The organism is Reinekea blandensis MED297, from assembly GCF_000153185.1.
Taxonomy (GTDB): domain Bacteria; phylum Pseudomonadota; class Gammaproteobacteria; order Pseudomonadales; family Natronospirillaceae; genus Reinekea; species Reinekea blandensis.
The window spans coordinates 455931-468793 of the sequence record NZ_CH724150.1; the positions used below are offsets into that span (position 1 = coordinate 455931).

The 12863-nt window shown below is 52.8% G+C and carries 12 protein-coding genes; 3 read left to right on the forward strand and 9 right to left on the reverse strand.

The features are described 5' to 3' along the window. Positions 1-27: 27 nt before the first annotated feature. Positions 28-978 carry a LysR family transcriptional regulator gene (locus MED297_RS07510; protein ID WP_040556736.1) on the reverse strand — a complete coding sequence of 317 codons (951 nt, stop codon included), beginning with the start codon at positions 976-978 and terminating at the stop codon, positions 28-30. A gap of 212 nt (positions 979-1190) precedes the next feature. Between MED297_RS07510 and MED297_RS07515 the strand changes: the two genes are divergently transcribed. Next, positions 1191-2801, forward strand: coding sequence for an isocitrate lyase (locus MED297_RS07515; protein ID WP_008043758.1), 1611 nt, complete (start codon positions 1191-1193; stop codon positions 2799-2801). A gap of 101 nt (positions 2802-2902) precedes the next feature. Here the strand turns inward: MED297_RS07515 and MED297_RS07520 are convergent, their stop codons facing one another. Continuing rightward, complete coding sequence (locus MED297_RS07520; RefSeq protein WP_083779373.1) at positions 2903-3679, reverse strand: DUF4198 domain-containing protein; 777 nt, start codon at positions 3677-3679, stop codon at positions 2903-2905. A 67-nt stretch (positions 3680-3746) separates the two neighbouring features. Between MED297_RS07520 and MED297_RS07525 the strand changes: the two genes are divergently transcribed. Continuing rightward, entirely contained in the window at positions 3747-4850 is a 1104-nt protein-coding gene (locus MED297_RS07525; RefSeq protein ID WP_008043762.1) for a HupE/UreJ family protein, read from the forward strand. A 169-nt stretch (positions 4851-5019) separates the two neighbouring features. Further along, the gene (locus MED297_RS07530) at positions 5020-6954 is read left to right on the forward strand and encodes a hypothetical protein (RefSeq protein ID WP_154650868.1); all 1935 of its coding nucleotides are present in this window, start codon (positions 5020-5022) and stop codon (positions 6952-6954) included. An 18-nt stretch (positions 6955-6972) separates the two neighbouring features. On the opposite strand, the gene MED297_RS07535 is transcribed toward MED297_RS07530, so the two are convergent. The 7 genes from MED297_RS07535 to MED297_RS07565 all read right to left on the reverse strand — a co-directional run bounded on the left by MED297_RS07535 (position 6973) and on the right by MED297_RS07565 (position 12862). Then, positions 6973-8031 carry an ABC transporter ATP-binding protein gene (locus MED297_RS07535; protein ID WP_008043765.1) on the reverse strand — a complete coding sequence of 353 codons (1059 nt, stop codon included), beginning with the start codon at positions 8029-8031 and terminating at the stop codon, positions 6973-6975. 3 nt (positions 8032-8034) lie between these two features. Next, complete coding sequence (locus MED297_RS07540) at positions 8035-9570, reverse strand: ABC transporter permease (protein ID WP_086004882.1); 1536 nt, start codon at positions 9568-9570, stop codon at positions 8035-8037. A gap of 236 nt (positions 9571-9806) precedes the next feature. Further along, entirely contained in the window at positions 9807-10409 is a 603-nt protein-coding gene (locus MED297_RS07545) for a YitT family protein (RefSeq protein WP_008043768.1), read from the reverse strand. Between the two features lie 212 nt (positions 10410-10621). Beyond that, positions 10622-11707, reverse strand: a complete 1086-nt coding sequence (locus tag MED297_RS07550) for a WD40/YVTN/BNR-like repeat-containing protein (RefSeq protein ID WP_008043770.1) — start codon at positions 11705-11707, stop codon at positions 10622-10624. 3 nt (positions 11708-11710) lie between these two features. Then, positions 11711-11980, reverse strand: a complete 270-nt coding sequence (locus tag MED297_RS07555; protein ID WP_008043771.1) for a MoaD/ThiS family protein — start codon at positions 11978-11980, stop codon at positions 11711-11713. An 11-nt stretch (positions 11981-11991) separates the two neighbouring features. Beyond that, positions 11992-12435, reverse strand: coding sequence for a methylglyoxal synthase (locus MED297_RS07560; RefSeq protein ID WP_008043772.1), 444 nt, complete (start codon positions 12433-12435; stop codon positions 11992-11994). A 106-nt stretch (positions 12436-12541) separates the two neighbouring features. After that, positions 12542-12862: a VanZ family protein gene (locus MED297_RS07565; protein ID WP_154650869.1), complete on the reverse strand. Its 321-nt coding sequence runs from the start codon at positions 12860-12862 to the stop codon at positions 12542-12544. Position 12863 lies beyond the last annotated feature (1 nt).

Genomic DNA, 12863 nt, shown 5'->3' on the forward strand with positions numbered 1-12863 from the left:
TCACAGTAATTATTATAGGGTCCACCTTTAAAAATAAGGTGCTGGAATTTCTTCAGCGACGTCGATAATCAAGCGTCGAATCCAGCGATGCGCCGGATCATGGTGAAGCAAAGGACTCCACACCATTTTCAGCAGCAAAGAAGGAATCTCAAAGGGCGGCGCCTTAACGGCCAACCGCGGGTTACGCGCCTGCAAATGCGCGGCACGCGCCGGAATGGTCACAACCAGGTCGTTTTCCTCTGCCAATAACATGGCGGCCTGATAGTGCCGGGTAAAGACGGCGATATCCCGCTTTTTACCCATCTGGTGCAGCACTTCATCAACAAATCCGAGCTTCTGAACATCGCTCGGGTCCACGCCCACACCCACGCCATAACCGGTCTTACTGACCCAGACATGGCGGGCCTGCAGGTAATTAGTCAGACTGAAGTTTTCAAGAATCGGGTTGTCTGCAGACAGCATGCAACAGAAGTTATCGGTCCAGACGGTCATCTGGTGAAACGACTGCGGCAACTGGTCAAACCGGTTGATCACCATGTCTACCCGACCCTGCTCAACATCGGTAAAGCTGACATCGCTGGGCGTCATGATGTCCAACGCCACATTCGGCGCCTCGACGGTCAAACGCTTCAACAGAGCCGGTATCAGAGTTGATTCAGCATAGTCACTGGCCATGATCCGGAACACCCGATGACTCTCATGAGCATCAAAGTGAGCTCGCGGCTGCACGACTTTTTCCAGCGACTGCAAGGCCAGACGCAACATCGGCTCCAGCTCCCGAGCCCGCTCGGTCGGCGTCATACCGTCGCTGGTTCGAATCAGCAACGGGTCCTCAAACAGATCCCGCAATCGACGCAGCCCGTTACTCATCGCAGGCTGGCTTATGCCCAATTTATGGGCCGCCTTTGTGACACTTCGCTCTCTCAGCAAAGCATCGAGATAGACCAGAAGGTTCATATCCACTCGGCTTAAGTGCATATTAATAATCTCCGATGCATTTCAATTATTTTTAGCGAAATTTCGCTGGATTTAAAAATTACACCAACTTAAATTCACCTAAGTTATGGCGAAAATTATACATATAAATTAGACGAATCATAGTCGCAAACCTATTGTTTGGGCATCGGCGATGAGGAACGGACGCAAACCACCCCTGGTCGCACTGGTAAAACAAGAAGAGGATATTCGACATGACGACCCGAACTGAGTCTGACTACAAAACCAATCTGCAAGCTGCAGAGCAATTGAAAAAAGCCGCCGGTACCTCCTGGGATGCCATTGACCCTGAGGCCGTTGCCCGTATGCGTGCTCAAAACCGGTTCCAGACCGGCCTGGACATTGCCCGCTACACGGCAAAGATCATGCGGGAAGATATGGCGGCTTATGATGCCGACAACAGCAAGTACACCCAATCTCTGGGCTGCTGGCATGGCTTTGTTGGCCAACAGAAGATGATTTCCATTAAAAAGCATTTTGGTAACACCAAAGGTCGCTACCTCTACCTTTCTGGCTGGATGGTTGCGGCACTGCGTTCTGAGTTCGGTCCTCTGCCAGACCAGTCAATGCATGAAAAAACCGCCGTTCCGTCACTGATTGAAGAGCTGTACACCTTCCTGCGACAAGCTGATGCCCGTGAACTCGGCGGTCTGTTCCGTGAACTGGACGCGGCTCGCAAAGCCGGCGACGAACTGAAAGCACAGGACATTCAGAAACAGATCGACAACCATGAGACCCATGTCGTGCCGATCATTGCCGACATCGATGCCGGTTTCGGTAACGAAGAAGCCACCTACTTGTTGGCGAAGAAAATGATCGAAGCCGGTGCCTGCTGCATTCAGATTGAAAACCAGGTCGCCGACGAAAAGCAATGTGGTCACCAAGACGGCAAAGTGACTGTTCCGCACGATGATTTCCACGCAAAAATCCGTGCCGTTCGTTATGCCTTCCTCGAGTTGGGTGTCGACGATGGTGTGATCGTAGCCCGCACCGACTCACTGGGTGCCGGTCTGACCAAACAGATTGCCGTTGTGAATGAAGAAGGCGATCAGGGTGACATTTACAACAGCTTCCTCGATGTCGAAGAAGTCAGTACCGAAACCATGAATCAAGGCGACGTAGTCATCAAAAAAGGTGACAAGCTGCTGCGACCTAAACGACTGCCATCAGGTCTCTACCAGTTCCGTAAAGATACCGGTGAAGATCGTTGCGTGTTCGACTGTATCGAAGCCATGAAGGCCGGTGCTGACCTGCTGTGGATCGAAACTGAAAAACCACATGTTGGCCAGATCGGTGGCATGGTTGATCGCATTCGCGAAGAAGTGCCAAACGCTAAGCTTGTTTACAACAACTCGCCATCGTTCAACTGGACATTGAGCTTCCGTCAGCAGGTGTTCGATGCCTGGGCCGAAGCGGGTCAGGATGTCTCACGCTACAACCGCGACGACCTGATGAGCATTGAGTACGATGAAACGGAACTGGCGAAAGAAGCGGATCGTCGCATCCAGAGCTTCCAGGCGGATGCCGCTGCGAATGCAGGCATTTTCCATCACCTGATCACGCTGCCAACGTACCACACGACCGCATTGTCTACAGACAACCTGGCGAAAGAGTACTTCGGTGAAGCGGGCATGCTCGGCTACGTCGCCGGTGTACAGCGCAAAGAAATTCGTCAGAAAATTGCCTGTGTCCGCCACCAGAACATGGCTGGCTCCGACATCGGTGACGATCATAAAGAATACTTCTCAGGCGATAATGCACTGAAAGCGGCCGGTGAAGACAACACCATGAATCAGTTTGCCTGATTAACCAGCAACACACTCCCCAAAAGTGTTATTGGCGGCCAAAAGGCCGCCTTTTTTATGTTCGTTGAGTTCGTTACCTATCAAACAGATGAGCAAAACGTTTATTCCGGCATCTGCAATGTTGTGGATGCCCAATAGCTTTGCCAAGACCACTCGTTATCAGGCTCATGCACCAAATGAAGCGCGTTCAGCAAGACCTGATCACCCGGGCGTAACGCTCTGATCAGCAGTTGCCCTTGTGCATTCGTCCGATAGAACGTCGGTTCGATGGTTTTTGCCGGTTGTGCAGGTTGCTTAACGTACACCTTTACCGAATGGTCCGATGCCGGCTCGGAGTCAAAGTAAAGGGTCGCCATCAGGCTATGCTCAGACTCGGGCTGCACCACCCATTCATAACGCAACCCAAGTCGCTCATCCTGCCAACGGTGGTTACCGCTGCTCAGCAATGTTTTCGCAAAGCGCTGATACTGCTCCTTGACCGGACCGGCTGCCGGCGCCGGCAACGTTACGCCAATGGCCTCATGTTCGACAAAATCCTGAAACTCCGACCAGGCGTCATATTGCAAATCAAACTTGGGGGTAACGGTGCTCACGATGGCACTGCCGTCATCCGGGAGAGCAACGGACAAGGCCGGACGTGCCGCAAAACGCGGCGATAACGCCGTTGGCTCCCCGCCCAGCCAAATCGCGACTTGGTCGGCGTTAAAAGGCAGAAAGACCAGCGATTCACCCAAAAAACCCTGCCCTATTCGCCATTCTATGGCAATCTCTTCCCCAGGTGTGCTCGTATAGGCCTCGGGTTCAAGCCAGAAATCGTGCGCCTGCACCGTTGCTACAGCGAACAGGTACACCATCAATGGAATGCATATCTTTTTCATATCAATATCCGGGAGTGAAATGATGTCTGACAGGAAATACGGCGGGCGGCCCAGGTTGTCTTACTTTATGAGCAGCCTTGGTTTGCTGTTCGCGATGGCCCTGTCATCGGTTGAAGCGCATGAAATCAATCCTGTCATCGTTGATGTCCAACTGCAATCCGATGCTCACCTCCGGTTAACCTTAACACTGAACCTGGAAGCTCAGCTGACCGGCATCCCTGAAAACCATACGAATACCGAAGATGCCGACAATGCCGACGTCTATCAGGCTCTCCGCGCCTTACCTGCGGCCGAGCTTGAACAACAGGCACAACCCTGGCTGGCTCGGCTGCCAACATTAATCGGCCTGTCCGTTGAACCACCAACCACTCTTGTGGTGACCGATCTAAAAATCGGGTCAGCCGATAGCCCACGCGAAGCCCGGGAGTCCACCATCACCCTGATCAGTGAAGCGCCGGTCCGAGCACCCTGGTCTTTGATCTGGGATCGCCAACTGGGCTCGCTGGCCTACCGGGTGAGCACACCGAACACACAGGATGTGGCCACCGGTTACCTGCAGAACGGTGCGCCTTCTGAGGTTATCGATCTCAGTGACCAGATGCCTCAGTCCGCCGGCAAAACGTTCATCGCCTATATCCCGGTCGGGTTTACGCACATCGTACCGCTCGGGCTTGATCACATCCTCTTTGTCATAGGTCTGTTTCTGCTCAGTGCCCGCTGGCAACCGTTGCTTTGGCAAGTCTCGGCATTCACCATTGCTCATACCATCACTCTCGCATTGGGTATGCTGGGCATCCTGCGTGTCTCTCCGAGTATCATTGAACCGCTGATCGCGCTGAGTATTGTCTACGTGGCCTTGGAAAACATTGTGTTTAAACGTCTGCACTGGTGGCGTCCGATCCTGATTTTTGCTTTTGGTTTGTTACACGGTCTGGGCTTCGCTTCGGTTCTGACCGATTTCGGCCTCACCACGCAATCATTCATTGCCGGCCTGATCGGCTTTAACCTGGGCGTTGAACTGGGTCAGCTCAGTGTGATTGCGGCCTGTTATCTGCTGGTCGGTCTGTGGTTCTCGCGACGCGATCAGTACCGGCAATGGGTTGTTATCCCGGCTTCGGCCGCCATTGCCGCCACCGGAGCTTTCTGGTTTGTGCAACGCGTGCTTGGATAACGCACCTCTCAATCCGAAGTAACACAGTCAATACAATTGTCACATTCGGAATGTCGGAGTTCGGCTACGCTTATCGGAAATGTAATGCCTAACTCCGGCGTTCCGGCACTCTGGTGCACAACCAACTCGACCGATGCCCGAACGACCTCAGTTCGCTGTCGAGGTGTGCATGCCAAATCAATTAAATCTGCAACAACCCCATACCTGGCATACCATAGTTGGTATGGCTGTGGCTCTTTCAATCGTCGCCTGGCTGATCTCTGCTATCCTGCAGTTAAAACCCGACATGGGTCACACGCAAACAAGGGTCGAGGCGGACACGCCTATTGCCTGGTCGCCGAGTCCATCCATCCAAACAGCACCAGCCAGCATCCAACTGGCGCCTTCTCCGTCCACCGCATTACCACCAACCGCGCTGGACCCGGTCGCCGACACTCTGAATGCCTTGCTACACGATTACTTCACCACCAGTTTTGATATAGAGACTCAGGCACGCTGGCGATATCGCCTGTCTGCCGGCAGCCCATACCTGGCGGAGCTGGCGGCTTATTTGAAGCTGGACCGGCTTTACGACATGAATCTTTACCCATCGGCCAGCCGACAGATTACCGAACAGTATCGAGCCGAGTCTCTACTGGATGACACCCGCAGTTCGCTGTTTGACGTGCTGAACCATCATGCCGATCAGTTCTGGCCCATGTCGCTGATTGCAGGCAGTGCCGACAACACCTATCGAGAGTCTCTGTTGCTGAACCACTACGATCGGGACTTTTTAATCAAAATAGAACGCGGTGGCTTGGCTGATACACTGGCACCATTAGCGCCCGGCATTCAACGATTGCTGGAGTTCCACCTGAATGATGTCGTCATGAAAAGCGCAGGTCTGCGCATTTCACGCCGGACACACTCCATCGATAAAACGGTTCAGGCAATGACGCCTTATGCCGGTGCGGGCAGCGATGTCTTTCGCTTTTACAATGCTGTTTTAAAGCAAGAATGGGATCAGGCAACCGCACTGTTGATGAAAGCTCCGGGGTTGCAATCGGAGCGTTATGATTTTCTATACGACTTGCTGGCGACCAGCGCTCCCGAAGCCTTGCTACGCCAAATAACTCTGCCTCAATACCAGCGCCGTTATGGGTGGTGGAATCAGTTTTTTTACTTTCAGGCTTGTTTAAACCGTAAGCCACATTGGTTAGAAGTACTTAATCGGAACTTATCGATTCAGTTAAGTTGCGAAGGCCGAAGTCAGGAGTCCGTACCGGACATCGTCACCCTGTCTGATGATTTAATTGCCAACTTCTGGGAACAGATTCTGTCGGCACCCACAATCACCGATTCGCAACTGGATAGTTTTTTTGGCTCATTGAACACCACCGAGCGGACCGAGATTGCAGCCATTAACAGCCATACCGTACTCGATTTTCTGGCGCGCAAAGGACGCATCCGCATCATTCGAAACGCCAATCTGTACCAACGAATTGAGGTGAATTATCAACACTGGCAGCGCCGGTATGGAACCACGCATGGTGACTCCTTTTATCAATACAGCCCGTTACTGCATTGGTTTTCCAGTCGACGATTCAATGATGTGCAACTTCATCAGGAATTGATTCGATTGTTGCCGACATTCAGCCAACCGATACAGGATTCGATGGCCGATCAACTGCTGGATCATCTCGAGTCGGCAGGCATCGACAGTCGGGATTGGCCTGGTTACGAACCACTGATTCCACATTTAAGTGATGAAGAAAGTTATCTGCTGCGACGGTTTATCGGTTGGCAATCTGAAATGTCGTTGAGCACGCCGATTCCGGAACATCAATTGACCTCGGCCGTCCGCGGCAGGCTCGATCATGCCGCGCTGGAAATGCTGTTCAATGCACGACTATGGAACGCATTGGATCGAGCTTACAGCTATGAGGAATTTATTCGACAAGGCGAACAGTTAATCCGAGCGTTATCCAATGAGTTCAGCGGAAGCCGTTTTGCAGACTCACTGGCGGACACGACTGACGACAGCGGACAGCTCAGCCAACGAGCACGTCGGCATCTGGAACGATTGTGGTATTCAGCACACCCGAAACCCGAAGCCAGCCAATAAATTCAAACCCGCAAATACTTAGCAAGGAAAAAGGACAAAGTGGTCCAGGTCGAGTCGAATACCAATGCGCTGCCCTACTTCATGGTTATGATGGCTTGAAGCGATACACCACAGCCGGCGACCATTGGCCAGCGCAACCTGATACTGAAAGAAAGTGCCCTTAAAGAACTTCTTGGTGATCTCACCTTCAAACGGACTGTCGTCATCGTGCAACACATCATCGGGGCGGACCAACAGATCCACGGTGAACTCCGGCGTAAACCCGGACTCCTGCGGCAAGTCCAACACGCCCAGGTCGGTGTTAATCTGCCGGGAGTTCAGAACCGTTGCCGGAATAAAGTAGCCCTGGCCGATGAAGTCCGCAGCGAAGCGGGTCTCGGGCTTATGATAGATTTCATAAGGCGTTGAAAACTGCTCAATACAGCCCTGGTTCATCAATGCGACCTTGTCGGCGATGGAAAACGCCTCCTGCTGATCGTGTGTCACCACCAGCGCGGTAATGCCTTCTTTGAGCAAGATATCCCGAACATCAGGCACCAGGGTTTCTTTCAGTGTCGCATCGAGACCTGAAAAGGGTTCGTCCATCAGCAAAACAGCGGGCTTCGGTGCCAATGCCCGAGCCAGCGCAACCCGCTGCTGTTGTCCGCCAGAGAGCGAGTTAGGATACCGGGTTTCAAATCCGCTCAGGCCAATCAGATCCAGCAACACCTGCACTCGTGCCTGCTGATCTGACGTTGGCCAACGATTCAGGCCAAACGCAATGTTCTGTTCAACGGTTAAGTGCGGAAACAGCGCGATGTCCTGAAACACCATACCGATGTTTCGCTCCTGAGCGTCCAGCTGCAGCGTTGGCGAACTGATCACCTTGCCGGCCATGGCGATTGATCCGCCAGCGACGGTTTCAAAACCCGCGATGGCGCGCAGCAAAGTCGACTTACCGCAACCGCTGGGGCCTAAGAGGCAACCGATCTCGCCTTTGTGCAGTCCAAACGCTGCACCACTGACCGCTTTAACATCACCATAGCGGACGTCGACGCCTTCCAGCCATAATTGCAGATCCGATGAGACAACAGACATAGCTTACCTCTTGGTAATTGACCGGTTCAGGAAGAAAACCGGAATCAGGCCAACCAGAACAATCAACACCGACGCAGGCGCCGCGTCGATCAATCGTTCATCCGAGGCCAGTTCATAAGCCCGGACAGCCAGAGTATTAAAGTTGAATGGCCGCAGCATCAAGGTCGCCGGCAGCTCTTTAAGGACATCGACAAAAACAATAAGAAACGCCGTCAGCACCGAACCTTTTAACATCGGAACATGAATTTCCCGCAGTACTTGCAAAGGTGTCCGACCCAACAACCGGGCGGTCGAGTCCAAACTGGGTTTGATCGTTTGCAGACCACTTTGCACCGCGCCTAACGACACCGCCAGGAAACGCGTGGTGTAAGCAAACACCAAGGCAATTAACGTCCCCGAGAACAGCAGCCCGAGCTGTGTTCCTGCCATTGAATCGAATGCCGCCACAGCGTGGTGATCAATCCAAGCAAAACTGACCAGGACGCCAATGGCGATAATGGTTCCGGGCAAGGCGTACCCTAGCGATGTGACCTGAACCGACAAATGAACCCAACGACTGCGACTGATTCGCGCCGCATACGCAAAGACCAGCGCCAGCAATACGGCAACCAAAGCAGCAATGGCCGCCAGAGACAGCGAGTTCACCGCGATGTCAATAAACCCGCCCTGCACCCACTCATTGGAAGATGTCGACCAGACTGCCAACAAACCAAAGGGCAACAAAAAGCCCAGACTGACCGGCAGCAGGCACCACAGAGTCGTCAGCCAGGCGGTTAAACCCTGCAACGGCAGCCGGGTCATTGGCGTTTTACGATCCGAGGACTGAAAGTACGAAATGCGACGACGGGAGTACTTTTCCAGAACCACCAGCAGAATCACAAACGTCAGCAAAACGACCGCCAACTGCGCCGCGGCGGCCGCATCACCAAAGCCGTAAAAAGTACGAAATATGCCTGTGGTAAAGGTCGGCACGCCAAAGTACTGAACCGTGCCATAATCCGCCAGCGTTTCCATCATGGCTAAGGATAAGCCAGCCACAATCGCCGGTCGGGCCATCGGCAAGGCGACCCGGAAGAACGCGCGGGACGGCGTTGCCCCAAGCGAACGACTGACGTCAATGATATGCGCCGATTGCGCCAGAAAGGCTGCACGGGCCATGAGATAAACGTAAGGATACAGCACCAGGGACAACATTAAGGTCGCCCCCGTAACTGAGTGAATATTGAAGAACCAGTATTCGCCGTAACGCAACTCAAAAGTCGCCCGGATCCAGGTTTGGATCGGACCGGCAAAGTCCAACAACCCGGTGTAGGCATAAGCGATGATATAAGCCGGCATGGCCATTGGCAGCAGCAGCAACAGAGATAACAGCTTTCGTCCGGGAAACTCACAGCAAGCCGTTAACCAGGCGGTACTGACCCCCAGCAGCAGGACGCCAATGGCCACTCCGACCACCAATCGCAATGAGTGCGTGACGTAATCGCCCAGTACCGTTTGCCATAGATGCGACCAGACATCGGCCTTACCGGTGACCGCCATAAGCACAATCACCAGCAGAGGCGTACTCAGCAAAGTCGCCGTGATGACGGATACAGTAGAGAGTTTTCCAAAACGGCGTTGTTTCAACGGAACCTCAGACCTGAGCCCGACCAGACAACTTTAATGATGAACGTACGGTCGGGATGCATTCTACAGCAGAGCAATGATATGGGAGTCAGATCTTAGCGCTCAGTCACCGCAAATACAAACAGTTCTCAATTGATCAGCGTCCGGTCTCAGGTAATCTGATAGCGTCCGGGTTTATGGTTAATGGCAATCACCAGGTTCAGTGCGACCGCTCCGAGAACGGACAACGCCAAAACCCAAGGGCTGACCAGAAAGAAGCCAATACAAACAATCGAGACATCAATCGACATCTGAAACTTGCCAGCACTGATCTGGAACCGATCCTGAACGAATTTCGCCAACACACCCAATCCACCGAGGCTGGAGACGTGGCGAAACATAATCAGAATGCCCATACCAACCAGAAGTCCGCCAAATATGGCGGAATACACCGGGTTCAGGTCACTGACCTGAATGACCCGATGCAGGTTGTCGGAAAACAGTGACACCACCGCTACCGAGATAAAGGTGTTCAATGTGAAACGCCGTCCCATGCGTGTCCAGGCCAGATAATAGAATGGAAGATTGATGGTAAAAAAGATCTGACCAAACGAGAACGGTGTCAGCTGGGTCAGGATCAGCGCGATCCCAGCAGTCCCACCGGTCAGAAAGCCACATTGCTTAAACAGATAGATACCAAAAGCCACCATGAGCGATGCCGTTATCAGCGCCAGCAGGTCTTCTGGGATGGAATGATGATTCTGGGGTTTCACCGAATGCCTCCAAATGAAGTGTTGCAGGCTGGCGATGCACGGATGAGCGCCAGACTACCCTGCAACAGGGTCATAATTCGGCGCACATGCTAATGATTTTATCCGTAAAGTATAGCTTACGGACCACCCCTATTTATCAAAAAGCACCCACCTTCGTAACCATACCTTTACGAACACCACTCAATACTTCATTCCGCCCAACGGACGTTGAGTCATGAAACAGAGTGAATGACCACCGCATAAACCGGCGGTAAATGGTTGGATAGGCAGTGCCAATGCTCACCTTGATCATCCGACACCCAGACATTGCCGGTTGTGGACCCCATGACTAAGCGTTGGCCATCCTGGCTGATCGCCAGCGCATGCCGGTAAATCAGGTCGTAGCAGTCCTCCTGTGGCAGTCCGCTGCGCAGCCGTTCAAAGGTCTGTCCGCCATCCTGCGTGCGTAGTACACACAACTGCCCGTCTTTCGGGTAGCGGCTTTCATCTTTAATGCCCGGGACAAACCAGGCTGTATCCGGCGACGTCGGATGCACAACCACCGAAAAACCAAAACTGGAACGTCCGTCGATCTGACATTCCCGCCATTGGTGACCACCATCATCCGACACAAAAATGCCGCAATGGTGCTGAACCCAGCAACGGTCAGGAGCGCTCAGACAGCGCACCATTCGATGCGGGTCCTGCAGGTCTTCTGAGTCGACCATGTCTTCCGGCATGTAGTCAGCCACCATACCAGCACAATGCAGTGCCCAGCTTTGACCGGCGTTGTCGGTATGCCACACGCCACCTACCGAGACAGCTACTGACCATGACGACGGGTCATCTGAACGAATGGAAATGGAATGCACACCACTGTCATCAAAACCGCCACCAAACCAACCTGGACGCTGCTCCAACTGCCAGAATGCATCATTCAACTGCCAGCTCTGGCCACCATCGGTTGTTTCAAACACAGCACCGGGATTGGTTCCCGCTAACAGATGACCGGGTTCATCGGCAAAGGCGGTCAGTTCCCAAACCTGTTTGACCGTCCAGTCGGTACTATCGGAACTGCTTGGTGGTTTCTCAGGTAAGGTTGGGCAGGCAATTTCGGTCCAATGAGCGCCACGGTCGACGGATTTGTGCATCTTGGGGCCAAAATGCCCTAGGTTGAGAGCGGCGTACCAGACCCCGGCGGCGTCAACGACAACATTCGATACCGGATCGCCCAAAAAATGTCGCCCGGTCAACGACAACCCCTGCTCGGTATCCTCGTAAACCATTAACCCCTTACGGGTCGCAATGAGTATGTCCATCCTCTAGCCTCCTGAGAGCGCCTGCATAATATGCAAACGATGAAACCCCCGATGAGAGCGCCAATCCTTCAGATTTCCCTGAACCAGGGACTGATCGACCGCCAACATGATATGCGGTCGAAGCTGTTTCTGTTCATTCAGGACATAGGGTTCAAGCTCGGGCCACTGGGCAAAAACATCGTTCAAAACATCCGCCAGCGACCCTTCTTCGACGTTCAGGTCGCGACAGTGAACATGCCTTTGCAGGTTGTCTGTAACACTCACCCGAACCATATAGCGATCACTTATTTATCGATGGGCGTTTTGCGCAGAGTATAGTCTGAAAAATCGGGCTCATCCGGCACATAGTCGCCGTGAAGCAATGGCGAATGAATCATGTAATCAGCACTGGCTTTGTTACACGCCACAGGGATGTTGTATAAAGCGGCAATACGCAGCAACGCTTTAATGTCCGGATCGTGAGGTTGTGGTTCGAGCGGATCCCAGAAAAAAATCAGCAGATCGATTTCGCCTTCCGCAATCTTAGCGCCAATTTGCTGATCGCCGCCTAACGGTCCGCTGAGTAACCGATTAACCGGGCGCTTCATGGCGTCTTCAATTAACCGACCGGTCGTGCCGGTTGCAAAAATACCAATTTCGGCCATTAACTCGGCTTTCGCCACCGCCCAATCCACCAGTTCTTTTTTCTTGTTGTCATGAGCCACTAGGGCGATGTTGCGTTGTTTCATATTGTTAACCTTTTAAAAAGACATCGTTATTTTAGTCACATGCTTATCGTTGCTGAAATTAACGTTCAGCGCGCATCAAAGCCAACCGGTTCCCATGGCAATGGCGTTACCGTACCCATAATTTTCTGACACCAAAATAGCCCATCCAGCCGAGTAACACCCCTGACGCGTTGGCCAGCATGTCAGCAAGACTGAAGTAGCGATACGGCGTTAATCCCTGAAGCCCCTCAATACCGACGCCCCACATAAATACACCGCCGGCAACCCACCAGAGATTTCGCCAACTGAGTGCACCCAAAACCATCAGGCCACCATAAGCGAGTAAATGGTTCAGTTTGTCATTAGGAGAAAAATCCGGGTGATCCATGGGTAACAATGATAAAACCAACACGCCTGACAGCGCAGTCGCAAACAACCATCGAGTCAAT